Source organism: Methylopila capsulata, from assembly GCF_016907975.1.
GTDB classification, from domain to species: domain Bacteria; phylum Pseudomonadota; class Alphaproteobacteria; order Rhizobiales; family Methylopilaceae; genus Methylopila; species Methylopila capsulata.
This window is the reverse complement of the sequence record NZ_JAFBCY010000001.1, coordinates 1114647-1136282: the sequence shown is the minus strand read 5'-3', so window position 1 is coordinate 1136282 and position 21636 is coordinate 1114647. Positions and strand designations below refer to the sequence as shown.

Genomic DNA, 21636 nt, shown 5'->3' with positions numbered 1-21636 from the left:
TGAACTTATGAAAAACGTGACGTTCAAGCAGTTTCGCTATCTGGAGGCCCTGGCCGAGCATGGCCATTTCGGGCGCGCGGCGGAGGCCTGCTCGATCACCCAGCCGGCGCTGTCGATGCAGATCAAGGCGCTGGAGGAAGAGCTCGGGGCCGCGCTGTTCGAACGCGACCGGCGCCAGGTCCGCCTGACGAGCTTCGGCGAGGAGATCGCGCTGCGGGCGCGGCACATCCTGCGGTCGCTCGACGATCTCGAAGGCTATGCCCGCGGCGCGCGCGGCGGACTGGCGGGCAAGCTTCGCATCGGCGTGATCCCGACCATCGCGCCCTATCTGCTTCCGAGCCTTGTCGCGGAGCTGACGCGGCTGCACGAGGGGCTCGACCTTCACGTGCGCGAGACATTGACGCCGAAGCTGGTCCAGGAGCTGAACGAGGGTCGCCTCGACATGGCGATCGTCGCCCTGCCGGTGTCTGAGCCGTCCCTGACCGAAACGGCGCTGTTCACCGAGGATTTCGTGCTGGTCAGGCCGCGCGCGGACGAGGGAAAGCCCGTCCCCAACCGCGAGGCGCTGCGCGAGATGCGATTGCTCCTGCTGGAGGAGGGGCACTGTTTCCGCCACCAGGCCCTCGCGTTCTGCAACAGGAGCGAGCAGGCCGCGCAGCCGCGCGATCTGCTGGACGCGAGTTCGCTCTCCACGCTGGTCCAGATGGTCGAGGCGGGTCTCGGCGTCACCCTGGTTCCGGAGATGGCCGTCGCCGTCGAGACGCGCTCGGCGTCGGTGTCGGTGTCGCGTTTCCCAAAACCGCCGCCGTCGCGGACGATCGGCATGGTCTGGCGCCGGACGAGCCCGCTGGCCCGGCAACTGACGCACATCTCCGAAGCGGTCCGCACGTCGGCGGCGGCGCTGCGCCAGTCGCGGTAAGCGCCTTCGCCGCGTCGCGGCGCCCGCACGATGCGACCCGGATCGGACCGTTGAACGGACCGCGCCTTCGCGATCAAGCCTCGGAACGGAGCCCTTGCGGATTGGGAGCGCTTGCGTCCAGCTTGCCCCCGAGGCCCGCCGCGCCGAAGCGGGCGTCGCAGCCTAACCCTGATCTCAGGCGTTGCTCGACCTGACACGAGGATCTCATGGCCACCACCGCGCAGAACAAGGCGAACGTCGTCGCGTTCTACGACCTGATGTTCAACGAGCGCCGGCCGCGCGAGGCGATCGAACGCTACGCCGGCGACGAGTACATTCAGCACAACCCGCATGTGGCGACCGGCAAGGAGGGTTTCATCGCCTACTTCGAACGCATGGCGCGGGAGTGGCCGGGCAAGCGCGTGGAGGTGAAGCGGGCGGTCGCCGAGGGCGATCTGGTCGTGCTGCACTGTCTCCAGCACTGGCCGGGAGACCATGACTATGCGGCCATGGACATTTTCCGGCTCGATGACGCCGGCAAGATCGTCGAGCACTGGGACGTGCTGCAGATCCTGCCCGAGACCTCGGCGAACCCCAACGGAATGTTCTAGGCGGAGAGCGGCTTACTCTTCTGGCGGAACGGCCGAGGTCGAACGCGACGAAGCTCCCGAGCCGGCCCGATCCGAAGCCGTCGCGTCGACGCGCGCTGCGGTCGTCCGCTGCTCCGCCAGCAATCGACGCAGGCGTTGGTTTTCCTCCCGCAGGCCCGTCATCTCGTCGCGCACGGGGGCGAGGACATGCTCCAGCTCGTCGTGCGTGAAGCGCGGGGTGATGTGCTGCGGGCAGTTCCAGTCGAAGGCTTCCACCCGAATGATCGCCGCGCGCTCGATCACCGCCTCGTAATCCTGCATCGCGACGGCGTCGAGGACAGCCGGGTCGGCGTCCGCGTCGAGCATCTGCAGGCGGCCGAAGATCTTCAGCCGCCGCCGGCGCGCGTAGTCCATCAGGAAGAGCGAAACCCGGTCGTCGGCGGCGACGTTGCCGGTCGTGACGTACTGCCGGTTGCCCCGAAAATCCGCGAAGCCTAGCGTGCGCTCGTCGAGGATCCGCAAGAAGCCCTTCGGCCCGCCGCGGTATTGCACATAGGGCCAGCCGGTCTCGGAGACGGTCGCGAGATAGAAGCCGTCGCGGTCCGCGATGAAGGCCCGCTCCGGCTCGTCGAGCCGGTCGTTCCGAACCGGCCCGTCCGGATCGAGCGTCCCGTCCAGCCGAGCGTACTGCGCTGCGCCGCCATAGCGCTCGCGGGCCGCCTTGACCGAAGGCGTGGACGCGAGCTGCAGCCACCTGTGCACCATGTCGGCTTCCTGAAACGACGGGGGTTGTTCCGGATCAGTCCTGGTAGGCCCAATCCGCCGCCGCCCAGCGCAACCGGCCCTGGTCGGACACGAGCCTGCCGAGGCCGGGGAAGGGCATGTGCGTCGCCGCGATCAGCGCGCCTTCTTCCGCCGCGCGCGGGAAGAACCGGTCCCGCATGGCCTGCGCGGCCGGCCGGTCCTGCTCGAACAGGAAGGCCACGTCCGTGCCCATCCGGGGATGGACGACCGGGAAGATCATGTCCGAGACCATGATCAGGCTCTGGGAGGCGTCCTCGATCCGCACGCCGATATGGCCGGGGGTGTGGCCCGTCAGATCGACGAGCGAGACGCCGCGCATGATCTGGTGGTCGCCCTCGGTCGCCTGAAGCTTGGGGTAAAGCCGCACGAGGTCGGACGCGAACCGGAAGCTGGTCTGAAGGTAGTCGGGCGCGCCGACCTGCTTCGCCGGATCGGTCCAGTGGGCCACGTCGCGGCGGTCCACATAGACCTCCGCCTTCGGGAAGCGGCGCTCGCCGCCCGCGATGAGGCCGCCCATGTGGTCCTGATGCATGTGGGTCACGATCACGGCGTCGATCTGGTCGGGGCGCAGGCCGAGCGCCACGAGCGCCTCGGGGAGGCGGCCGGTCTGGCCGATCGAGCCGGCGGGCCCGGCGTCGATCAGGATGCGGCTCGTTCCGTCCTCGACCAGGTACTGGTTGAACAGGAACCGGACCCCGCTCGGCCGCGCGGTGAACTGCGCCTTGGCCTCGGCCTCGACTTGCGCCGGCGTCCGCCCCGGAAAATAGCTGAAGGGCATGTCGGCGTAGCCGTCCGACAGAGCCGTCACCGTGAAGCGGCCGATCTTGATCTGCGCGAGAGGCGTCACCGCGGACGCCGTCGGCGGGCTCGCCGCGAGGGAGGCCGGGGCCTGCGCGAAGGCGCCGAGGGCGGCGCCCGTGAGGCCGAGGGCCACGGCCCGACGGGACAGCGAAACGGTCATTGGACAAGCTCCGAGCGAGAGGGCCGGGCGCCCTCGTCCCGATCGACTCCGGCGGCGCGGCCCGACGGCACGCTAGACCCTCCTGTTCGCGCGCAGTATCGTCGACCTCCGAGATGCTTCCTCTCGATTTCCGGAAGGTGCGATGGACCGTCTCGAAAGCATGTCGGTGCTGCTGGCCGTCGTGGAGGAGGGCAGCCTGTCCGGCGCGTCGCGGCGCCTTCGCTCGCCGCTCGCCACCGTGAGCCGGAAGGTCGCCGAGCTCGAGAAGCACCTCGGGGCGCAACTGCTCATCCGCACGAGCCGCCACATCCAGTTGACCGACGCCGGGCGGGCCTACGTCGAGGCCGCGCGGCGGATCCTGGAGCAGGTCGAAGAGGCCGAGCGCGACGCCGGCGGCGAGTACAGCGCCCCGCGCGGCGAGCTCCACGTCACCGCGCCCATCATGTTCGGCCGAACGCACGTGCTGCCGATCGTGACCGCCTTTCTCAAGGAGCAGCCGGAGATCGACGTCCGGCTGCTGCTCAACGACCGCCAGGTGAGCCTGCTCGAGGAGCAGGTCGACGTCGCCGTCCGCATCGGCCACCTCGTCGACAGCGATCTGCGGGCGACGAAGGTCGGCGAGATGCGCAGGGTCGCCTGCGCGAGCCCGGCCTACCTCGCCGAACGGGGGACGCCCGCGGAGCCCAAAGAGCTCTCGGCCCACGACGGCGTCACCTTCAGGGGCTTCAAGAACGCGCCCGAGTGGCGCTACCGCGGCGACCCCCCGGTCTGGGCCGCGGAGCCGCGCCGACGCCTCGCCGTGAACTCGACCGAGGCTGCGGTCGCCGCCGCCGTAGCGGGGCTCGGCGTCGTGCGTCTCCTCGCCTATCAGATCGAGCCGGAGCTGCGGTCGGGCGCGCTCGTCCCCATCCTGGAGGCCTTCGCGCCCGCGCCGTTGCCGGTCAGCCTCGTCTACCCCGAGGCGAGCCTCAAGCTGCGGAAGGTCCGCGCCTTCCTCGACTGGAGCGCCCCCCGGCTGCGGGCGCGCTTGTGACGGCGTAAGCGCGCCGCGAACCGACCAGCCGAGAGTACTCGGCCAGAATAGGCTATTGGCTTCAAAGGCTTTTACAGAATTGGCTGGGGAGGGAGGAGAAGCCGCGTCCGTGCTAGGACTATGAAGTAGCTATGATTATTGGACTTTTAGGGCTACGTGCTCCACAAACGTGTACGACAGGGGCATGAAGTGGCCGATACCCGGCACCTGAAGCAGCGCCGCCAGACGTGGTATTTCGTCATGCGTGTGCCCTCTGATGTCGTGCATACGATCGGTCGCCGCGAGGTCGTGACTTCCCTTCAAACGCGCGACCTCTCCGTCGCCAAGCGCGTGCGCTGGCAGCACGCAGCGGACTGGACGGCCAAGTTCGAGGTGGCCCGCGGACAGCGCCAGTGGACCCCAGCAGAGATTGAGGCCAAGGCCGCTGCGGAGTTCAGGGAGCACCTGCGGCACCTGGAGGACGTCCAAGAGACGCGAGATAACCTCGGCCTGTTTATTGAACTGGAAACCGAGCGGCACCACGCCGGAGCCTTCAGCGACGAAGCCTATGCCCTGAGCCGCGCTCGGATGGCGGCGGCGCGTGCAAGGCTGGAAGCTCTCGACGGACGTCCTTCAGAGTCGCCATCGACGTTCGGCCGTAACGCCATCGATCGGGTGACCCTCAGGCCGATCTATGAGCCCGCGAAGACACGCGGCATGGGCTTCCGCGAGGCCGCCGACGCATTCCTTGCGGAGGCGCAGCGGGACAAGTCCGCGAAGCTCACCGCTCAGACGATCGGTCAGTACGAAGCGACCTTCCGGTTGTTTGACGATTGGGCCGAGCGCCCCGGCTTGGGCAGCGTCAGCCGTTCGAAGGCGGCTGACTTCCTAGCGGCGGCGTCGAAGCTGTCGCCGACTTGGGGTCGCAGCCCGGAGACGAAGGCGCGGACCTTCGCCCAGATAGCCGAGAAGTTCGGCGGGGTGGAGAAGGGACTGAGCAACCGCACGCTTAACCGGTACGCAACAGCGCTCTCGCAGGTCTGGAAATGGGCCGAGAAGTCCGGCCGTTTCGAGGGCAAGAACCCGTGGGAAGGGCAGTCCTTCCGGGAAGCGCAGCGCCGCGACACGGCCAAATTCCCCTTTAAGCCGGATGAGATGACGAAACTGTTGGGGTCCATTCCCATAAGGACCGCGCGCGCCCTGACGACCGATGAAACGCTCGTGTGGGTGTGCTGGATCGCGGCTTACAGCGGCATGCGACTGAACGAGATTTGCGACCGTAGGACGGCCGACCTCCGTGAGGAGCAAGGCGTCTGGGTCTTCGACATCACGGGCGCGAAGACTGAAGCCGGAGACCGCCGTGTGCCGGTGCATTCCAAGCTAATTGAGTTGGGTCTCTTAGAATACGCGAAGCACGGTGACGAGTGGCTGTTTTCGGCGCTGAAGCCGGGCGGGCCTGACGGCAAGAGGAGTTGGTACCTCTCGAAGCGCTTCACGGCGTACCGAAGGGGCCTGAAGGTCCAGCGCATCGACCCCAAGACGGGCGCTGATCGGATCGACTTCCATTCCTTCAGACGGAGCGTGGTCGCCTGTCTGGAGAATCAGCACGTCCCCCAAAGCGAGGTCGCGCAGCTTGTCGGCCACGAGCGCAAAGGCATCACGTTCAGCATCTACAGCGTGGAGGGGCTGAAGCTGCCTGAACTAGCGGCGCTCGTAGAGCGGATCAGCTACGCAATGTAGCTTCCCGGCGTCGCCTCCTGGGGCGGCGGAGAAGTGTGACGATTGGCGATTATCTCAAACGACGGCGCTGAGGCCGCGAGAACATCGAGGCACGCCCAGCCAGTGACAAATCGATAGTGGGAGTTTGCTTTAATTACAAATTTCCAAGTTTCGGACTGCGCCGCCTCGAATGGATCGCCGCGCATAACGTAAGCAAAATTCTCGGGCACCAATCCTTCAAAACTACCTTCTGGCCTTTCAGTGCTTAGTGCGAACTCGTCTACTATCCTCACGATGCAAGGAGTGTTGAATATCACGCGAAGTACGTGCGCTTCATCATCTGGAATCCAGAAGTCGGCGGTAATGCCGCCGAAGCTCCAATGAAAGTCTGCAAGCCCGCTAAGGCTCGCTTGGATGCGGACGGGCAGTGGAAGGGGCTCGTAAACGATCATTTCCGCAACTAAGCAATGCAACCGCTTCCCTGCAATAGAGACAGGCCCCATGGACCAAGCCTCCCGCCTCGAAGCTCACGCCCTCATCGATCAGCTCGTGCAAGACGGCGACACGTTCAGCCGGGAGACGGCTGCTCGTCTGATCGCGCTCGTTCCGGTGCAGAGCAAGAAGGCGCTGCCCATCTCAATTGGCGTGTCTGGGACCACGGTCGGCGGGGAAACCAAAGGGCACGCTGCGGGCGTCGGGGACGTGTCCCTGAAAGGCGACGAGAAGACCTTCTCGGCCGAGACCTCGGGGGACGTTCCGTGGCGTCTTGGCGGCTACAAGGTCGTTCACAGGCCGGGAAAGCTGACGATCGAGCGCATGATGTCAGTCGTTCCGGGGCAGCCTGGGTGAACTTGTGACGTGCTTTACGACAAGAGGAAAGCAGCACGCCGCACACCGACAGATCAGCGGTGCCGTACGATCCGCACGATCTTCGGGGCTTGAGCGTCGATGAACATATAGGCGCGGCCCAAAAGCGCCTGCTTACCGAGACGATCAAACTTGTTGGGACCCTCCGGCGTGATTATTACCTCCGAAGGTGTGAGACCCTGAAGGTGCTTCGCCTCGATCTCGGCCCAATGCGCCTCCGCAACATCGTCCAGCACGACATTGGCCGCCGGATGATTGTAGCGAACCAGGATATTGCCGTCATCCATGGGGCTGGGGGACATGTCGGGATGGAAGTGAATGATGTCCGACAGCGCCTTCAGCGCGAAGGCCGTCGCATCGTCGTCGGACAGCCCGTCCTCTAAGAGGACACAGGTTCCGTGCCGGAAGACCGCAAAATCTCGCTTGCCGTTCAGATAGTAGCTCATTCGATCAGTGACGCGCTCCAGAGGCTGATGGAAGGATGGCCTCCAGGTCGGCACAGGCGGAAAGGTCGTTCTCTTCGAAGGAGTGGCTTCGGCCCCTCCCACGCCTAGAAGCGCCAACAATCCGGCCAGGAACGATCGCCTCATCATGACACCCTAACCCCCAGCCGCCCGGAAGCCTCGTACGACTCGAGTCCGCAATTCTCCCGAACAGTTTCGCATACTTCGCTATCGAGTTTTGTGGACGGCCGCGTGGGCATCTGGAGATGAATCGGAATATTTTGCGTAGCCATGTGAAAGCCCAATCAGATATGGAGCAGCGCGCGCATCCCCCCGTGGGGGTGGCCTTGAGCGCTTTCAGGTGGCCTATGGCGGCCTTTGCGGTGGCCCTTTGCGCCTGCCTAACGGTGCCCTTCTCGCCAGCCCAGGCGGCCCCCTACGTGATCGACGGGGACACGCTCGACCTCGACGGGGAGCGCGTTCGCCTTCGCTCTGAAGCCGGGCCTTATCGACGCGCCGGAGCTGCGAAGGGCGCAGTGTCCGTTGGAGCTGTACCGCGCAGAGGCCGCGAGGGACCGCCTACGGGCGTTGGTCCAAACCGGTGAGGTGCGCTTAGAGAGAACCGGAAAGGACCGCTACGGGCGAACCGTGGGCGTGGTCTATATCGGGGAGCAGGACGTAGGGGCCGCGCTGGTTCGCGAGGGGCACGCGAAGCCGTGGCCGAAGCTGACGAGGGCGGAACGACCGACGTGGTGCGGGCCTAGCTAATAGTGGGAATATGGCTCATAGCGCCGAATATCGTGTAAACTCGTCGAAACGTCTCCATCAGTTGTTAAATAATTGCTCCAGCCGAGGCAGTAATGGTTCTCAATTCTCTGTTGCTTGGAAAGCCATTGCCTGAAGTTTCCGCGCTTTCGTTAAAGGGGCATGTTGAGAAATTTACCGAAGGTTGGTTTGAAGCCGCCAAGCGCGCACGTGATAACAATGCGGCTGATCCCCTCCCGCTTTATCGCGAACTTGAGTACATTCATGTGGAAATGTCACTTTCACGGTGGATTACGAAGGAAGGAATTGTACACCTCCACGAGGCGGCAAAAATATTACTTAAGGAGACCGGACTTAAAGGGCGGGTGTCAGTCGATACTTCGCTCAGAAGCATTGTTCGTGGACTAGAAGAGCATTGGAAAAATGCAGTTAAAAGGCAGAAGTTCTCTCTAGATGCGATAATTTTAATCGCGAAGAGGAACATTCAGGCGAGTAAGAGAGATGATGGAACCTATTTTGTTCCGGTTCATTTTTCTAATTCTGTCAAAACCACTGATTTAACTATTGGTCCTTGCCGAATGATATCAAGGAAAATATTCGAGAAATTAATATCGGCTCCATACGACGAATACTGTGCGAAGCTAGACAAAGAAAATATGTACTTCTCTTCAGATTGGGAATCTTTCTCTGAAAATTTTGATCATGTTATTTGCGTTAACGTTGTCGGTTTCGAGGAAAATTTAGCATGGTCAGCAGCTAGAGATGTTGCGGACATGTTTCTCAACGTCATACGAATGTACCTTAAATTCGGGGCAGCGCGCGATGTTCGTTTGGCGGGCGAATATATCCGCGTGAAGAGCGGGGCGTCTATGAGGCTCTCCGAGGATGGTCGGATTTCTCTATCACTAACTCGCGCTTGGCCGGGAGCGATGGTGGAAGAAGGGTGGGATGCTGACTTCCTCCACCAATCAAAGTGGTGGACGGGGCTGTTCAAGAGTGAGTTTCAGATTGCGATCGAGCCCCTTTGGAAGAAAAGCCCTATTCGGGAGCGGATATCGTACTTTAACCATTTAATATCAGAGGCCTACAGTGAACCTCATGCTCGTATACGGCTAGTTCGAACAATAGCTGCATTAGAAGCGTTTGCTGTAATAGACCGAACTGACAAGGCGCACCAACTCGCAAATCACTGTGCTTTAGCAGGCGGATTTGGTGAGCCCGAGCGGTACATTGATATTTATGATGACGTCAAAAACGCGTACAGATGGCGAAATGCTGTGGTCCATGGAGATGCACCAGAAATCTCTGAGGCGTCCCAAGCATTCTTAAAACTGGAACGTCATCTGCTACGGATAGCGCTTGGGTTTCTCTGGTTATTTGCCACTATATCGAACGATATGGAGGTCCGTCATATAAAGCATCTCCGGAGAGCGGTGCGAGATCGCATAAACCTTTTCTTTTGGGACCCCCATCTTTTGACCCGCTTCTAAGTCGTCTGTTCGTTGAAGTATGCCCTAGCGGACATGGTGAAGATGGCTCCTCGGTGTGTGTCCGCAAGGGTTGACATCATATCTGCGGACATATCTTATGTGGACATGATCTCAACGGACGGCAGGGAGCCGACCCTGCAAACTGTCCTCTACGCCCGCGTTTCGACCGCCGATCAGACGCTTGCCCACCAGCAGACGCAGGCCGAGAAGGCCGGCTTCGCCTTTGATGCAGTGGTGGCCGATCACGGCGTCTCAGGCGTCTCCACGAACCTCAGAGACCGCCCCGAGGGCCGCCGGCTCTTCGATATGCTCCGCCGCGGCGACGTGCTGGTGGTCAGATGGGTGGACCGCCTGGGGAGGAACTACGCCGACGTCACCGAGACGCTGCGCGAGTTCATGCGCCGGGGCGTGGTCGTGCGGACGATCATAAACGGGATGGAATTTGACGGGGCCACCACAGACCCCATGAAGTGCGCCGTACGGGACGCGCTCATAGCCTTCATGGCGGCCACAGCACAGGCTCAGGCGGAGGCCACGAAGGTTGCGCAGAAGGCCGGCATAGAACACGCCAAGGGCCGCGAGACGGCATACAGGGGCCGCAAGCCAAGCTTCACGCGATCGGAGTACACAGCCGTGAGGGACATGCTGGCGGGCGGCAAGGGGGCGTCGGAGATCGCTAAGGAAACGGGTGTTGGCCGGCAGACGGTCTACCGGATTAAGGAGGACCCTGCGGGGGCTGAGAAGGCGCTTGCGGTGTGGGGGCTGTAAAGCGCGGAGGCGGGCTAGCATTCCACCACTGCGGGGACTTAATTGACGTCCGTGATTTGCGGACTGCGTGATGAAATCAGCGAAGCTATCCTATCATTCCTCGTTTCCGTGGACGCCTATCAGTGGTTGGGCCGGCGCTCGCGGCTACGGTTGGGCTTATCTCTCCGGTCCCGGCGGGCAGTTCAGACGCCCGAAGTTCATTAAGCACCCCTTCCCGACACAGCGTAGGCTCTGGTGCCTCCTCAAAGTGGAGTTCAACGGCATAAAGCTGGACTTCGCGACTCCCCAGGAGGTCGACCACTTCCGCAACGTGATGCGAAGAAAAGTGTTGCCGTCCGGCCATGCCCTTGTTTCCGGCAGGGCCGTAGGACGCCCGAACAACCACTGGCTATCCCGTTTGCCAAAGAAGGCTAAGCCTTGGAAGTTCAGGGAGGCGATTTGCCGGTATTTGGAGGAAGTTCCCGAGGTTCGGGAGTTTCGAAGTTTCTATGCGGAAAATCCTATCCGCATGCAGTTCGAAGGCATGTTTGACACCTCCTCGGACGCGAGGGCGGCGGCGAAAGAGGCAGAAGCGGTCCAACTGGAATGTGGCTAGACAAGATAGCTTCCGACCTTTGAACATCAGCAAGGTTGCCGTGGCGAACGAAGAGAACACAAAGGACTGTGCGGCGCGGCGGCTTCTCGCTGACGTCTCGCTGCGTCTCTCCAAGGAGGGCGGTCGACAAACCCCGTTGCTATCCGGCTATCGCTGTCCTTGCTTGGTGTCGCAGACGGCCCCGATCCAAGGCTTTGACGCGCGCTTAGAGTTCGAGGGCGCACCGCTGGAGCCTGGGCAGAAGCGCCGCATCCGCTTCGACTTCCTAACGCAAGAGGGCGCGGAGGCGATGCGCATGTCGCGGCGCTTCTTTCTTTGGGAAGGCCGCATCATCGGGGAGGCGGCAGTCGTCTACCAGGAGGTGCGCCTTCTGCGGCTCACCGGCGGCGGGAGCTCGCTTGAGTTCGATGTCGTTGACATCCCAGACGTAAGAGCTGCCTTGCAGAAGCGCGCCGGAGCGCCACAACGGCAAGAAGAGCATGCCCTTTTCACCGTCTACCATTTCGAAGGATGCACCCTTACGTTCCAGAACGAGTGGGATGATCCCTGCTTCATCTCCGACACCGCGGAAGGCGGTCGGATGCTCGCAGACCTTTACGGGGACCTGAGCAGTAGCCGGTAACCGCACCGTGTCGACGCCCACCACCAAGTCACCTTCCACGCCCGCTCCATGCTCCATGAAGCCCGGCGCGCGGGTGAGGCGCTGATCGCTGCGAAGAAGCTCGTCGCGCATGGCGGGTGCGGACTGGCTGAAGGCGCAAACGAGTGTCAGTCAGACGACGGCCTGCGAGTACATGCGCGTGGCGCGCCTCGCCGAACTTACGGACCTCCGTAAATTTGACGGCGGCGTTCGGGCCTTCCTCGAAGCCCACGCCTCCCGGCGCATGCCGACGCCTCCCGAGACCCCTAAGTCCGCCTTCGACCGCGCCGATGCTGAGCACGCAAAGAAGCTCCAGGCGATGGCCGAGCGCGGCGGCTCCGAGAACGAGCGGAGCGTCGCCAAGCGGAAGCTGGAGGCGTTCGCCGAGCGCTTCGGGATGACCGGGGAACAAGGGTTCGCGACTTGCCCGCTGACGACCCTCTGAGAGCCACCAGCGGGCATCGTAACGCTGCGAGGTCTTAGCGCTCGCTGCCGTGACGCCGTGGGCCATCCGGCCCATGTCTGCGGCCCCCATGCGGCCCATGGCGCGGCCCTAAGGCGAACTGATCCAGTTTCGCGAGCTGTTCAGGTGTGAGCTTCTGGCGCAGGGCGTCGGTCGCGGCCTTCAGCGCCTTGCCCTTCTCGGCCCGTTCAATGGCTCGATCGGCCATCCTATCGGCCATGCCGAGTACGCCTCGCGAGGGCGTGGCTGTCTGTTCGCCAGCCTGGGCGTCCGGCTTCGGGCCACGGCGTTCGGGAGGCGTCACGAAGTCCACCGCCGCCGCTGTGAAGGCGCGCCACGTGTCGAGCTGATCGCTCTTTACGCCGATCGCCACCTCGGCCGCTGCGAGCCGCTCCGCGAGCTTCATAGCGAAGCGCTGGCGGTGCTCGCCACGCTGCCAGTGCCGCGGTCCACGCTCGTGACGGGGGCCGTGGGCGTGCGCCCGGTCCATTTTCCCGCGCTGTTCGCCGGGCTCATTCGGGCGCTCTGGGGCGGCTGGCTGGGCCTGCGCGATCTGGAATGCAGTCGGCTGGGGTGGTGAGCCCGCATTGAGAGCGAAGGCGCTTGTGGCGAGCGTCGAAGCTGCCACTATGGCGATGACAAGAGACTTGGTACGCAACGGCGTATCTCCGCATTGTTTCTGTGTATCTCCGATGCAGATACGAATGATGTAGAGCCAAATCTGAATATGAATGCCTGTTCATATCGTGGCGTTTGCATCCGTCTACGTCAGAACTGAAACGCGGCGCGGCCCCATCGCCTGCGGATATTGATAATCACGTGTCCGTGAATGTGTCGAACTGCATGAGTGGCCGGGCGAAGCTCCGTCCCAGATCGGCCGTTCACATCATCAAATGGAATCCACAAGTGGTGATGGATTCCCTTAAGTCATTGGACCGCTGATCCAAATCAGATGCTTATCCCGATTGTCCGGCAGGCGGCCGGTGTTCATCGGGGAAAATCGAGAATGTCTTGCGACACGCATAATGCCGGCGCGTTAAATCTCTGGAGTATCGACAATGTTCGCCTAGTGCCGTTGTCGTGGCTCCGGCATCTCGGCTCAAATTGCTTCTTGGATATTCCGGTCGTTGGGGAGATTTATATTTCATTCAGTGAGGACCCTGTCCGACCGGGACCCTTTTTCGACCTGTGGTCGGATCGTGCTCCTGATAATGACCCGGCGAAGTGGCAACAGGCAGGGGTCTTTGAGTTCGTCTTCGGACCAATCAGGGCCAGCGTGAACGCTCCCGTAACGCCCCGTGGTCGTGGCCGTGATACGCGCCCGATCTGGAAGCCGGTTTTCTGGAGCTACTGTCTTGCTCCGTTTCTGATCCTCGCGGCCGTGCTCGGAGCGGTTTGGTGGCGCGTGTATCACCTACTCATCGTGCCGCCAGTGCGAAGGCTGCTTTGGAGGCCGCTCAAGGCGGTGCTCAAGGTGGCGTTGCGGCCGGTGCTTAACCCGCAGCATCGCGTCGCCGTTCTTTAGGTCTGCGACATTCGCGCGCAGTTACGCCACACGTGTCACGCTGTGGCATGACACAGCAGGACTCAAGTTGCGAGCAGCGCGCGCATTTTTACTAGACGCACGAGATATATAGTCTTGTGCGGTTCGCGCCCTTGGCGAATTCGGGCTTCCTAGTCTGTCTGTGACATGTTCTCTCGTTCGCGAACGACGGAGGGAACATGTTCGCGGACGAAGGAGCAACGCTAAGACGACTGGACGCCGCCGCTCGGGTGCTGCTTACGACCCACGTGGTGTTGCCCGAGCTTCGCCTTAAGGCTGTCTTGGCGCTGATCATGATCTACAGGAAACCGGGCGTAACGATTATGGAGATCGCCGTATTGCTGCGGTCTCCGCATTCTACGACCTTCACGATGCTCTCGCAGCTCAGGGAACAGTACCGTGACGTTCACAACGGGCGAGTGCGGAGCGGTCCCGGCCTGATCGAGGATGGGCCGCTACGTGATGACGCCCGTTACCGCGGCCTTGTGCTGACGCCGAAAGGCGTAGCAGCGCTGAAGATGCTGCACGCCCGGCTGGGCCGGAGAAGGCCGCGGAAGGCGCGCGGTGAGGCCAAGAGCCTCTGAGCCGCAAAGTTTACCCCACACCATTGATAGAGCCGAGCGCATCCCGCGCCGGACAGGAGAAGTTGGCAATGACCGGCAATAAGGGCGTATCGCGCTCCGATCTGCTCGCTATGGGTTTGGAGTCCCACGAAATCCGCGAAGTTGGCGGGCAGGTGCTGATCTCCGCGAGCGGCGTACGCAAGCTGGCGGCCCGGCGCTTCGGCGGCGCAGCTAACCCGGCGGAGATAGACAATGTCATAGCGCGGACGGATGGAGAGTTCCGAGAGGCGCTTGAGCGCTACAAGTCGGAGAGTGGGCCGCGTTGGGCGCACTGACGGGGAGGAGCCGCGGATAGCGGCTCTGGGGTCCCGTAGGCGGCCGTCAGCTCTCGTCGGCTAGGCTGGGTGCGGTGGCACCCAAAGCCCGCCAGTGGACTCCTGAGAGTCAGGGCGGGGCATGGGGTTTACCGCCCACCCTTAGAAAGAGGAGGCCTCGCCGGGCCGCATCCGGACCGTCGACCATCGCCAAGGCGCGCGCTGCGGACGTCTTAGGGGCCTTTCGGTTCTCTGAAGGCGGCCTTAAGGCTTCGTTTGACGGGGCTCTGATGAGGCGGCATGCGGCACCAGACAAGACAAAAAATTCCTATTGTATTTGAATGCCTTAGATTTATCCCGCACCCTTGGATACAGGAGGGCTCGTTCCTCGCTGTCGACCACAGACAGACAGAATGAGCCCTCTCCAAGATGAGACACAGTAATGAGTAAAGTAAGACACCCCTATTAAGTGGAGATTATAAGTTTACTTAAAGGGCAATAACTTAGATAGTGTTATTTAAGGAGTTATATAAGTGATTCGTATGTTGTATTAATTATATAAAGCCTATTGGTTATCTCCTTGTCTCTTTAACTGAGACCTGAAGGTGACCTAAAGGGGAGGGGCCATCCCGGCCTTTGTCGTGATCTGCGCGCCCAGCTCCTTCAGGTCCGCGATCGTGCCCGCGAAAGAGCACGTGAGCGGTAGCTCGGAACCGGCTTACCGCTGCCCTTCAGGGAACTCGCCTGTCTTGCGGATCGCTGAGAGCGCCTCGCGGGTGAGTTCAGTCGCGGAAGGGCTTCGCCTTGGCCGAGTCGGCGCGTGTCGCGAGAACCCAGAGACCGGGCTCGGTGACCATGAGCATCGGCTTTCCAGCTCGGGTCTCCCCTAAGCTGATCCGATCAGCTTAGGGGAGGTGCTCCGGGTCGAGCTTCTTCACGTGGGCGCTGACGGTGTCGTGAAGGTCGAGCGCAGCGCAAAGGTTCTTTACGCAGACGTAGTCGCGCCGTCCTTCTCGATTGCGCGCAGCTCGCAGGTAATGCCGAGCCCTTGCAAGGCCGCGCAGCCAGTGCCATCGAATGGCATGGCCGGTAGCTCAGAAAAGCTTCGACGTATTGGGGCGCTCGAAATCGCCGAGGCGATCAGCGCGAAGATCGGGTCTTACGTGGACATGAACTTCGTGCAGTTCCTCGCAGTCGAGGAACGCCGTGTCCGGTGCTGGTATATGAACAGCGGAGGGGGCGGGCCGACCTTCGAGATCACGCTGACGTTCGATGGGGACGGCTGGTCAATGGACTTGGCCGAACACCCGCCGGGCGTAGAGCAGGAGATCGAGGTTCCCTAGGCGGCGCTGCTTGTAGAGCTGCATCGCACTGCGCCCGTGTCGGTTGGGGCGCATCGGTTTCTTTAATGTAGTCGAGCCCCCAAGGCCCCCTTCAGCCCCACTTCGCCGGAGCCTCTCCGGAACTCCCTGGCGGCCTGTTGCGCCCACGGGCACACACTTCACCTGCCGGCCCCGGAACGCCGCGTACGGGCTCCCCTGAGTCACCGCGGGGCCTTCCTGCAAATCATCATCCCCACAGAAGTCCGCGACGCCCGCGAAGAGCGCCTTCACGCGCCTTTAGGGCCACCTCGCCGCACACAGAGAAAGCCATGAGCACCGCTCCGCCCCGACGTTACGTTGGCTCCTACGTGGACGCCGCAGGCCGCGACATCACCGAAGTCGAACTCGCCAACGGCCCGCGCTGTCGCCTCCTGACGGAGGACTTTCGCCGGCTCGAAGAGCTTGGCATCCGTCCCCACTGGACCCTGAACGACAACGGCGGGGGGCGGGGCTACGTCACGGCCACGAAGCGCAGGGTCCGGTCCGGTCATGGCCTTGTCCGCATCGCCCGTATAATCGCTCGGGCTGAAGCGGGGCAGATCGTCCGATACCGCGACCGCAGCCCGCTCAACCTGATCAGCGACAACCTTATCGTGGCCCGCGGCGACGCGAACGGCCGCGAGGCTGTCCTGTGGTCCGAGCCACGAGCCTGATCCAGCCTAAACGGATCACATGAAGGTCTCGACCTTCCTCGTCTTCCCCGAATTCCGCCCGCGGTGAGCCGCGCCGGATGACCTGAACCCAACCCAACAACCGAGCCGGCCTGACCTCGTGGACCTCCACGGGGATCGCCGACGCATGTCTGAGGACATCCCGAAATGACCGACACCACCACGCCCCGCTTCTACCGGGACAGCCAAAGCCGCGAGATCGCCGTCGTTCCTGTAGGCCACGGCAAGCACTGCACGCTGCTCAAGCCCGATTATGAGCGCCTCCGCGCCCTCGGCGTTTCCGAGACCTGGGGCCTGAGCGGCGACGGCAAGGGCCGCTTCTACGTTTCGGCCTACCACACGCGAGCATATTCCTCGGCCGGCCGAGTGAGCGTCGCGCGTCTCATCCTCGACCTGCGGGGCGGCGAGCGCTGCTTCTATCGCTCCCGCGACCGGCTGGACCTTCGGCCTGAGAATCTTGCGGCCGACAGCGGCTTTGCGAAGGGCCGTGGCGAAGCCGCCGTCTTCCAGGTCGCCGCCTGAACCACTGCTCACGACGACCCTGCGGCCGGCTCACGTCGGCTGTGGGGGCGCGTTCGCTCCCACCTCACGCCACATAAGGTCCGCCATGAACACGACGTCCACGCCTTCCGAGGGCTCACCCGAGACGCCCGCCGAACTCCTCTCCCGCCTCGCGTGGGACCGCTTCCCGAACTGTCCCGGCCTCACGAACGCCTCCGAGCGGCGCGACGAGATCAGGCGTCGAGCCGCCGCCCTGATCGAAGGTGGCGCGGACGCAGAAGACGCGCTCGACGAGGCGCAGACGGCCTACGATCGTGAGCATGTCGTCGTGAACGGCTGGCATGTGCCGACCTACGGACGCGCTCTCCCGTCCGACTTCGGCGTCCTGGCCCTCCGGGCGATCGAAGAGCACTGCGCGGGGCCGCAAGCGTGGGGCCTTTCGCCGGACGAAGTCACTCTCGCCCCTCTTGCCAGCCCTGCGCATGACCGTTGGATGATGGTGAAGAAGCGCGACGGGTTGCCCGCGGACGTCTGGCCGCGCGGTCACGTGACGCTTGCGGGGCTCCTGAAGCTGCGCGTTCGGAAGCGTGAGAACGCGCTCGTTAGGCCCGCGTAGAACGGCATTCACGCTGATCCTGATCACATTGCGGGGCATTTCGGCGCGTGCTTTGAAAGCGTAGCCGAGCCAAATCTGAGAGAAACTGATGCGCACAGAGATCGTTGAAATATTCTCGGACCAGACGAACGCTGCCATTATGCGCCATCCTGGTCGAGCGTTTCCCGGTGTTCTCGTGCAAGGTGATAGTCTTCACGCGCTCTGCCATCGTGCAGATTTGGCCTGTGAACAATTATCTCGCAAATCGCCCGGCTACGAAGAGCTCAATGAACTTCGGAATGCGCTGTGGTCATACCTGAATCATTACAAAGCCACGCTGCAGGCGCATGGCATCGCATTGCCATTCTCCGAAAACAGGTCGTTCTAAGCGGCGACTTGTAACAAGTCGGAAGCGTCCGCCCCAAGGTGCTCTGAAAGTTTCTGCCAACGCCAGCCCGCGTCTCGGATCACCTCCGGGCGCGGGTTTTTCTTTGTCTCGGAGCCATCGGGCTCCTTCACCACCACATCGGAGCGCCGAATGGCCCTCGTTCCTGGCCTCAGGCCGATCACTGAAGACCGCCCCGACGTCGAGCGCAGCCGGCGTAACGCCCGCGTCGAGTCCCCTGAACTCCGCCGTGAAGCCCAGCTTCGGCCCACCGCGAACCCCGTGGACACCTTCGTCCGCGCCCCAGCGCCCCCGCAGGACAACCAATTCCTCGCCCTGGCGCGGGGCCTCGGCGCGCTGAACCCGGCGCTCAACCGCTTCCTCGACAGCTACGCCGACTCGGCGCGCCCTGAGGCGGAGGCTGCGGCCACCCGCAAGCTCGGGGGCATGACCTTCGAGGAAGCCCGCGACGCCATGAAGAAGGGCGAGATCACGGAGCTGCAAAACCCGTGGTTCCGCGCGGGGTGGATGAAGCAGTTCGGCCAGCGTATGGCCTCGTGGCGCGCTGAGCAGAACGCGACCGCCTACGAGAACGACTTCGACAAGGACAACGACAGCGCCGATCGCCTCGCGGCGGACGGCATGAAGGAAGACCTGGAGGCGTTCGGAGACGACAAGCACTTCGTCGCCGGCTACACGCCCACGGCCTCGGCCGCCGCCGGCAAGCTCCGCTCCGCGCAGGCACAATACAAGTCCGAGCGGCTGAACTCGGACACCCGAGACAACGTCTATTCCGACTTCCTCACGACCGTGAAGGCGGCCAAGGAGGACGGCAAGTCCCCCGAGGAAATCCAGGCGCTCATCCGGGGCAAGTACAAGGGCAACCGCGAGCTTCTGAACGTCCCGAACAAGGACCAGGACCGCGAGGTGCTCCGCGTCGCCTCGTCGCTAGCCGATGAAGGCGACTTCGCGACCGCCAAGGCGCTCCTTGAGAGCGACCGAACGGGGGATGACGGGACCAAGCTCGGGGCTCTGAAGGACAACCGGGAGTTCGCTGCGGATGCCCTGAGGGTGCTCGCTCTGGCGGAGCGCGAGCGGGACAAGCGCGCCCATGACGGTGGCTTGGACACCCGCATGAGCTTTCTCGATCAGGCGAAGGCCGGCAAGCTCGACGCCAAGAAGCTCGTCGAGTTCCACAAGGCGAACCCCGGCGTGCTGGAGGAAAGCGACGTCACCGGCTACATCACCCGGAATGAAATGACGCTCGAACACCTCCGAAAGGAGCGCGAGAAGGCCCGTCTGGAAGGCAGGGCGGCAGTGTCCACGAGCCGCCTCCTCTCGAACGATCTCATCCTCGGTGAGGACGGCCGCCTCCCGTTCCTTGGGGACGGCTATGTCCTGAACAAGCAGGGTGAGAGGGTCGCCGTGTCGGGCGAAAAACGCCGCGAACAGGCCATTTCGACGAAGATGGAGCTGGAGGACGCAGAAGCCGCACGGCAGATGAAGGCGGCCGAGAAGGCCCCCGACGCGGACGCCAAGCGGGGCCAGATCGCCCTACAGACGTTCAACCGCAAGGTGGATTGGCTCAGCCGCAACGGCGCGGTGAACCCGCAATGGAAGAACGTCATGGAAGCGGGAGCAGCTGGCGCGTCGATCGTGACGACATCTGGGGCCGACCTCCCGCCCTCCGTGGCCTCGGGTTTCGAGACCTACAAGCAGCTCCACGCGAAGAGCCCGCGGCTCCTGGGCGCTCACCTGAAGGACGGCAAGGCGATCGAGTTCTACGAAGCCGCGCGGGTGGCTGAGCAGTACCTTGGGCAGGACCAGAAGGAGGCCCTTCAGACGGCGGTGACAGCCACCCGAGGGGACTTTACGGGGGACCAGTCTCAGGCGCTCCGTCTGCGCCAAGACGATCTCCGATCGAAGGCGCGGGGCACCTCGGAGTGGTTCGGCCGGAACAAGCCGGCCAATGAGAGCTACGCAATGGCCGAGATCGAGAAGCTCGGCGGGCTTTACCTCCGCCTCGGCCTCTCGACCGACAACGCCCTCACGGAAGCCGCGAAGGTCTACAAGTCCCGCACCGTGCAGGTGAACGGGACCGACCTCTATCTCGGCGACCGCAACGCACCGCCGGACTTCGCCGCGGTCGTGGAGCAATCCATCCGGGACTTCGTCGAAGACAACCCTGACGAGGGGCTGGAGGCGGATGATATCGTGGTCGCGCCGGGGACCGGAACGGGCGTCTGGAGCCTGATCGACAGGACGAACGGGCGACCGATCCGGCTTAACGGCAAGGCGGCGTTCACCTTCGAGGACCTTACGAGAGCTAGCGCCGAGCGGCTGGCGAAGAAAGCTGCCGCAGAGGCCGAGCGGCCCGCCATGGTGGCAGGTCGGCGCGCCGCCGCAGCGAAGACCGCGAGAGACTTCACGGGCAAACTCGGGGCGAAAGAGATGTTCCGCGAAGGCTCGCCGACCCGGTGGCTGCTCGACCAATTCGACGCCACGGCCGAGCCGACGATCCCCAACCAAGCGCCGTAAGGGCTGGACAGGGGCGGGACCTTCCGAGGCGTTGGGACTAGAATTGCAGACGGGCAGGGCGGCTACGGCTGCTCTGTCTGTTTTTTTCGGTTGAGAGGAGGGAGCAATTTGGCCGAATGCGATCCAGGCCCCTGTACAATCCTGCTGCGGCTGAGCCGATCAGAGGGGTTGGTCCTCTTTGAGACACTTACGCGCTGGCAAGAAGCGGGAGCCCTGCATGGACTGCCCCCAAGCCCAGCTCGCGCCTTTGAATGCGCTGCTGAAGCGGTCGTCTTCCAAGGCGTGCTAGCCCTGCTGGAAAAGGAACTCGCGGAGCCATTCACGGCCAGCTATGCCCAGCGGCTTGCTGAAGCGAGGCGCGATATCGGCGGAGAAGACGCTTAAACGGCCTATCATTGACAAGCGCTGCGGCTGAGCATCAGCGATGCCCATTACCCTGTAAGCTTTCCGTTCAATGGTGCACCTCGAACAGGATCAGGCGTTCGCCATCTCTCCCCGCCCATTGGGATGCGACGAGCGCTCTGCCATCCGCGAAGTCGTCTAGCGAAAATCCTTCAGGATCGGCGATATGGTCCTGCACGCTCCGCCAGAGGGCGAAGCATCCGGCCTGTTCGGTCCACCTCAGCGCCGCCCCTATTTCCGCCTCTACGAAGCGCATCGGACCGGCTTTGAGTAGCCCGCGGATTTCCGTTGCCTTCAAATGGCGTTCGCGGGTCCCGAACGTACCGTGATCGTCCCATAGCTCTTCTAAAGGGATGAACGCGACGATCATCTCTTATCCGATTGCCCCCGATCTTGGATTAAGAGCGCCACGGCCCGTGAAGAACCGTGGCGCTCGCTCTTGCTCCCCTCTAGCAGGACGGCCTTGCGGGGTCCGGGGAGCCGTTAGGTTATCCCGCCGCCTTAGGTCTGCAAGCTTGGGCTTAAACGGGAAGGAAAATGTGCGCGAAACCGGTCCCACTGGCGTGTACGATAAACGTGTACGACAGATAGTTTCTCACTCAGACTAAGTTATTGAGAAGACTGGATTTTACAGAATTGGCTGGGGCGGGAGGATTCGAACCTCCGCATGGGGGAATCAAAATCCCCTGCCTTACCGCTTGGCGACGCCCCACCGTTCGCGTTAAGC

General features: G+C 62.9%; 26 protein-coding genes and 1 tRNA gene. 20 read left to right on the top strand and 7 right to left on the bottom strand.

What is annotated here, in order from left to right; genetic code table 11:
• Positions 1-7: 7 nt before the first annotated feature.
• Together JOD31_RS05405 and JOD31_RS05400 are read left to right on the top strand one after the other, a co-directional pair.
• Positions 8-919, top strand: a complete 912-nt coding sequence (locus JOD31_RS05405) for a hydrogen peroxide-inducible genes activator (RefSeq protein WP_204949230.1) — start codon at positions 8-10, stop codon at positions 917-919.
• A gap of 206 nt (positions 920-1125) precedes the next feature.
• Positions 1126-1509, top strand: coding sequence for a nuclear transport factor 2 family protein (locus tag JOD31_RS05400; protein ID WP_204949229.1), 384 nt, complete (start codon positions 1126-1128; stop codon positions 1507-1509).
• 12 nt (positions 1510-1521) lie between these two features.
• Here JOD31_RS05400 and JOD31_RS05395 read toward each other — a convergent pair whose 3' ends face one another.
• Both JOD31_RS05395 and JOD31_RS05390 read right to left on the bottom strand, forming a co-directional pair.
• The gene (locus JOD31_RS05395) at positions 1522-2253 is read right to left on the bottom strand and encodes a pyridoxamine 5'-phosphate oxidase family protein (RefSeq protein WP_204949228.1); all 732 of its coding nucleotides are present in this window, start codon (positions 2251-2253) and stop codon (positions 1522-1524) included.
• Between the two features lie 34 nt (positions 2254-2287).
• A complete protein-coding gene (locus JOD31_RS05390) occupies positions 2288-3253 on the bottom strand; it encodes an MBL fold metallo-hydrolase (RefSeq protein ID WP_204949227.1) in 966 nt (321 codons plus the stop codon).
• Between the two features lie 142 nt (positions 3254-3395).
• On the opposite strand from JOD31_RS05390, the gene JOD31_RS05385 reads away from it, so the two are divergent.
• Both JOD31_RS05385 and JOD31_RS19725 read left to right on the top strand, forming a co-directional pair.
• Positions 3396-4286: a LysR family transcriptional regulator gene (locus JOD31_RS05385; protein WP_204949226.1), complete on the top strand. Its 891-nt coding sequence runs from the start codon at positions 3396-3398 to the stop codon at positions 4284-4286.
• Between the two features lie 189 nt (positions 4287-4475).
• Positions 4476-6005 (top strand): site-specific integrase, encoded by a 1530-nt coding sequence (locus JOD31_RS19725; protein ID WP_204949225.1) that lies wholly within the window; start codon positions 4476-4478, stop codon positions 6003-6005.
• On the opposite strand, the gene JOD31_RS05375 is transcribed toward JOD31_RS19725, so the two are convergent.
• Positions 5993-6487 (bottom strand): hypothetical protein, encoded by a 495-nt coding sequence (locus JOD31_RS05375; protein WP_246482330.1) that lies wholly within the window; start codon positions 6485-6487, stop codon positions 5993-5995. The genes JOD31_RS19725 and JOD31_RS05375 overlap by 13 nt on opposite strands.
• On the opposite strand from JOD31_RS05375, the gene JOD31_RS05370 reads away from it, so the two are divergent.
• A complete protein-coding gene (locus JOD31_RS05370) occupies positions 6486-6833 on the top strand; it encodes a hypothetical protein (RefSeq protein ID WP_204949224.1) in 348 nt (115 codons plus the stop codon). The genes JOD31_RS05375 and JOD31_RS05370 overlap by 2 nt on opposite strands.
• Before the next feature lie 53 nt (positions 6834-6886).
• Here the strand turns inward: JOD31_RS05370 and JOD31_RS05365 are convergent, their stop codons facing one another.
• Positions 6887-7297, bottom strand: coding sequence for a hypothetical protein (locus tag JOD31_RS05365; protein ID WP_204949223.1), 411 nt, complete (start codon positions 7295-7297; stop codon positions 6887-6889).
• 489 nt (positions 7298-7786) lie between these two features.
• On the opposite strand from JOD31_RS05365, the gene JOD31_RS19810 reads away from it, so the two are divergent.
• The 6 genes from JOD31_RS19810 (at position 7787) to JOD31_RS05335 (ending at position 11997) form a co-directional block, all read left to right on the top strand.
• Positions 7787-8062: a thermonuclease family protein gene (locus JOD31_RS19810; protein WP_428980899.1), complete on the top strand. Its 276-nt coding sequence runs from the start codon at positions 7787-7789 to the stop codon at positions 8060-8062.
• Positions 8063-8154: 92 nt separating this feature from the next.
• Entirely contained in the window at positions 8155-9549 is a 1395-nt protein-coding gene (locus tag JOD31_RS05355; RefSeq protein ID WP_204949221.1) for a hypothetical protein, read from the top strand.
• A 105-nt stretch (positions 9550-9654) separates the two neighbouring features.
• Positions 9655-10317 (top strand): recombinase family protein, encoded by a 663-nt coding sequence (locus tag JOD31_RS05350; RefSeq protein ID WP_204949356.1) that lies wholly within the window; start codon positions 9655-9657, stop codon positions 10315-10317.
• Between the two features lie 70 nt (positions 10318-10387).
• Positions 10388-10912, top strand: coding sequence for a hypothetical protein (locus JOD31_RS05345; protein WP_204949220.1), 525 nt, complete (start codon positions 10388-10390; stop codon positions 10910-10912).
• A gap of 19 nt (positions 10913-10931) precedes the next feature.
• Positions 10932-11534, top strand: a complete 603-nt coding sequence (locus tag JOD31_RS05340; RefSeq protein WP_204949219.1) for a hypothetical protein — start codon at positions 10932-10934, stop codon at positions 11532-11534.
• A 172-nt stretch (positions 11535-11706) separates the two neighbouring features.
• Positions 11707-11997 carry a hypothetical protein gene (locus JOD31_RS05335; RefSeq protein ID WP_204949218.1) on the top strand — a complete coding sequence of 97 codons (291 nt, stop codon included), beginning with the start codon at positions 11707-11709 and terminating at the stop codon, positions 11995-11997.
• A gap of 34 nt (positions 11998-12031) precedes the next feature.
• On the opposite strand, the gene JOD31_RS05330 is transcribed toward JOD31_RS05335, so the two are convergent.
• Entirely contained in the window at positions 12032-12421 is a 390-nt protein-coding gene (locus JOD31_RS05330) for a Spy/CpxP family protein refolding chaperone (RefSeq protein WP_204949217.1), read from the bottom strand.
• Between the two features lie 546 nt (positions 12422-12967).
• On the opposite strand from JOD31_RS05330, the gene JOD31_RS05325 reads away from it, so the two are divergent.
• From JOD31_RS05325 to JOD31_RS05285, 9 genes are all read left to right on the top strand, one after another.
• Positions 12968-13540 (top strand): hypothetical protein, encoded by a 573-nt coding sequence (locus tag JOD31_RS05325; protein ID WP_204949216.1) that lies wholly within the window; start codon positions 12968-12970, stop codon positions 13538-13540.
• A 197-nt stretch (positions 13541-13737) separates the two neighbouring features.
• Positions 13738-14142 (top strand): helix-turn-helix domain-containing protein, encoded by a 405-nt coding sequence (locus tag JOD31_RS05320; RefSeq protein WP_204949215.1) that lies wholly within the window; start codon positions 13738-13740, stop codon positions 14140-14142.
• Positions 14143-14210: 68 nt separating this feature from the next.
• Positions 14211-14456, top strand: coding sequence for a glutathione S-transferase family protein (locus JOD31_RS05315; protein ID WP_204949214.1), 246 nt, complete (start codon positions 14211-14213; stop codon positions 14454-14456).
• Positions 14457-15373: 917 nt separating this feature from the next.
• Positions 15374-15778 carry a hypothetical protein gene (locus tag JOD31_RS05310; protein ID WP_204949213.1) on the top strand — a complete coding sequence of 135 codons (405 nt, stop codon included), beginning with the start codon at positions 15374-15376 and terminating at the stop codon, positions 15776-15778.
• Between the two features lie 308 nt (positions 15779-16086).
• The gene (locus tag JOD31_RS05305) at positions 16087-16470 is read left to right on the top strand and encodes a hypothetical protein (RefSeq protein WP_204949212.1); all 384 of its coding nucleotides are present in this window, start codon (positions 16087-16089) and stop codon (positions 16468-16470) included.
• 165 nt (positions 16471-16635) lie between these two features.
• Positions 16636-17010 carry a hypothetical protein gene (locus JOD31_RS05300; protein ID WP_204949211.1) on the top strand — a complete coding sequence of 125 codons (375 nt, stop codon included), beginning with the start codon at positions 16636-16638 and terminating at the stop codon, positions 17008-17010.
• Positions 17011-17095: 85 nt separating this feature from the next.
• Positions 17096-17605 carry a hypothetical protein gene (locus tag JOD31_RS05295; RefSeq protein WP_204949210.1) on the top strand — a complete coding sequence of 170 codons (510 nt, stop codon included), beginning with the start codon at positions 17096-17098 and terminating at the stop codon, positions 17603-17605.
• 88 nt (positions 17606-17693) lie between these two features.
• Positions 17694-17972, top strand: coding sequence for a DUF6959 family protein (locus JOD31_RS05290; RefSeq protein WP_204949209.1), 279 nt, complete (start codon positions 17694-17696; stop codon positions 17970-17972).
• A 150-nt stretch (positions 17973-18122) separates the two neighbouring features.
• Positions 18123-20507: a hypothetical protein gene (locus tag JOD31_RS05285; RefSeq protein WP_204949208.1), complete on the top strand. Its 2385-nt coding sequence runs from the start codon at positions 18123-18125 to the stop codon at positions 20505-20507.
• A gap of 451 nt (positions 20508-20958) precedes the next feature.
• On the opposite strand, the gene JOD31_RS05280 is transcribed toward JOD31_RS05285, so the two are convergent.
• Both JOD31_RS05280 and JOD31_RS05275 read right to left on the bottom strand, forming a co-directional pair.
• Positions 20959-21279 (bottom strand): hypothetical protein, encoded by a 321-nt coding sequence (locus JOD31_RS05280; protein ID WP_204949207.1) that lies wholly within the window; start codon positions 21277-21279, stop codon positions 20959-20961.
• Positions 21280-21546: 267 nt separating this feature from the next.
• Positions 21547-21621, bottom strand: a tRNA-Gln gene (locus JOD31_RS05275).
• Positions 21622-21636 lie beyond the last annotated feature (15 nt).

Bases quoted from the DNA above. Each gene is read 5' to 3' on its own strand.
- JOD31_RS05405 (WP_204949230.1), top strand. From the start codon at position 8: ATGAAAAACGTGACGTTCAAGCAGTTTCGCTATCTGGAGGCCCTGGCC.
- JOD31_RS05400 (WP_204949229.1), top strand. From the start codon at position 1,126: ATGGCCACCACCGCGCAGAACAAGGCGAACGTCGTCGCGTTCTACGAC.
- JOD31_RS05395 (WP_204949228.1), bottom strand. From the start codon at position 2,253: ATGGTGCACAGGTGGCTGCAGCTCGCGTCCACGCCTTCGGTCAAGGCG.
- JOD31_RS05390 (WP_204949227.1), bottom strand. From the start codon at position 3,253: ATGACCGTTTCGCTGTCCCGTCGGGCCGTGGCCCTCGGCCTCACGGGC.
- JOD31_RS05385 (WP_204949226.1), top strand. From the start codon at position 3,396: ATGGACCGTCTCGAAAGCATGTCGGTGCTGCTGGCCGTCGTGGAGGAG.
- JOD31_RS05370 (WP_204949224.1), top strand. From the start codon at position 6,486: ATGGACCAAGCCTCCCGCCTCGAAGCTCACGCCCTCATCGATCAGCTC.
- JOD31_RS05375 (WP_246482330.1), bottom strand. From the start codon at position 6,487: ATGGGGCCTGTCTCTATTGCAGGGAAGCGGTTGCATTGCTTAGTTGCG.
- JOD31_RS05365 (WP_204949223.1), bottom strand. From the start codon at position 7,297: ATGAGCTACTATCTGAACGGCAAGCGAGATTTTGCGGTCTTCCGGCAC.
- JOD31_RS05355 (WP_204949221.1), top strand. From the start codon at position 8,155: ATGGTTCTCAATTCTCTGTTGCTTGGAAAGCCATTGCCTGAAGTTTCC.
- JOD31_RS05350 (WP_204949356.1), top strand. From the start codon at position 9,655: ATGATCTCAACGGACGGCAGGGAGCCGACCCTGCAAACTGTCCTCTAC.
- JOD31_RS05345 (WP_204949220.1), top strand. From the start codon at position 10,388: ATGAAATCAGCGAAGCTATCCTATCATTCCTCGTTTCCGTGGACGCCT.
- JOD31_RS05335 (WP_204949218.1), top strand. From the start codon at position 11,707: ATGCGCGTGGCGCGCCTCGCCGAACTTACGGACCTCCGTAAATTTGAC.
- JOD31_RS05330 (WP_204949217.1), bottom strand. From the start codon at position 12,421: ATGAAGCTCGCGGAGCGGCTCGCAGCGGCCGAGGTGGCGATCGGCGTA.
- JOD31_RS05325 (WP_204949216.1), top strand. From the start codon at position 12,968: ATGCTTATCCCGATTGTCCGGCAGGCGGCCGGTGTTCATCGGGGAAAA.
- JOD31_RS05320 (WP_204949215.1), top strand. From the start codon at position 13,738: ATGTTCGCGGACGAAGGAGCAACGCTAAGACGACTGGACGCCGCCGCT.
- JOD31_RS05315 (WP_204949214.1), top strand. From the start codon at position 14,211: ATGACCGGCAATAAGGGCGTATCGCGCTCCGATCTGCTCGCTATGGGT.
- JOD31_RS05305 (WP_204949212.1), top strand. From the start codon at position 16,087: ATGAGCACCGCTCCGCCCCGACGTTACGTTGGCTCCTACGTGGACGCC.
- JOD31_RS05300 (WP_204949211.1), top strand. From the start codon at position 16,636: ATGACCGACACCACCACGCCCCGCTTCTACCGGGACAGCCAAAGCCGC.
- JOD31_RS05295 (WP_204949210.1), top strand. From the start codon at position 17,096: ATGAACACGACGTCCACGCCTTCCGAGGGCTCACCCGAGACGCCCGCC.
- JOD31_RS05290 (WP_204949209.1), top strand. From the start codon at position 17,694: ATGCGCACAGAGATCGTTGAAATATTCTCGGACCAGACGAACGCTGCC.
- JOD31_RS05285 (WP_204949208.1), top strand. From the start codon at position 18,123: ATGGCCCTCGTTCCTGGCCTCAGGCCGATCACTGAAGACCGCCCCGAC.
- JOD31_RS05280 (WP_204949207.1), bottom strand. From the start codon at position 21,279: ATGATCGTCGCGTTCATCCCTTTAGAAGAGCTATGGGACGATCACGGT.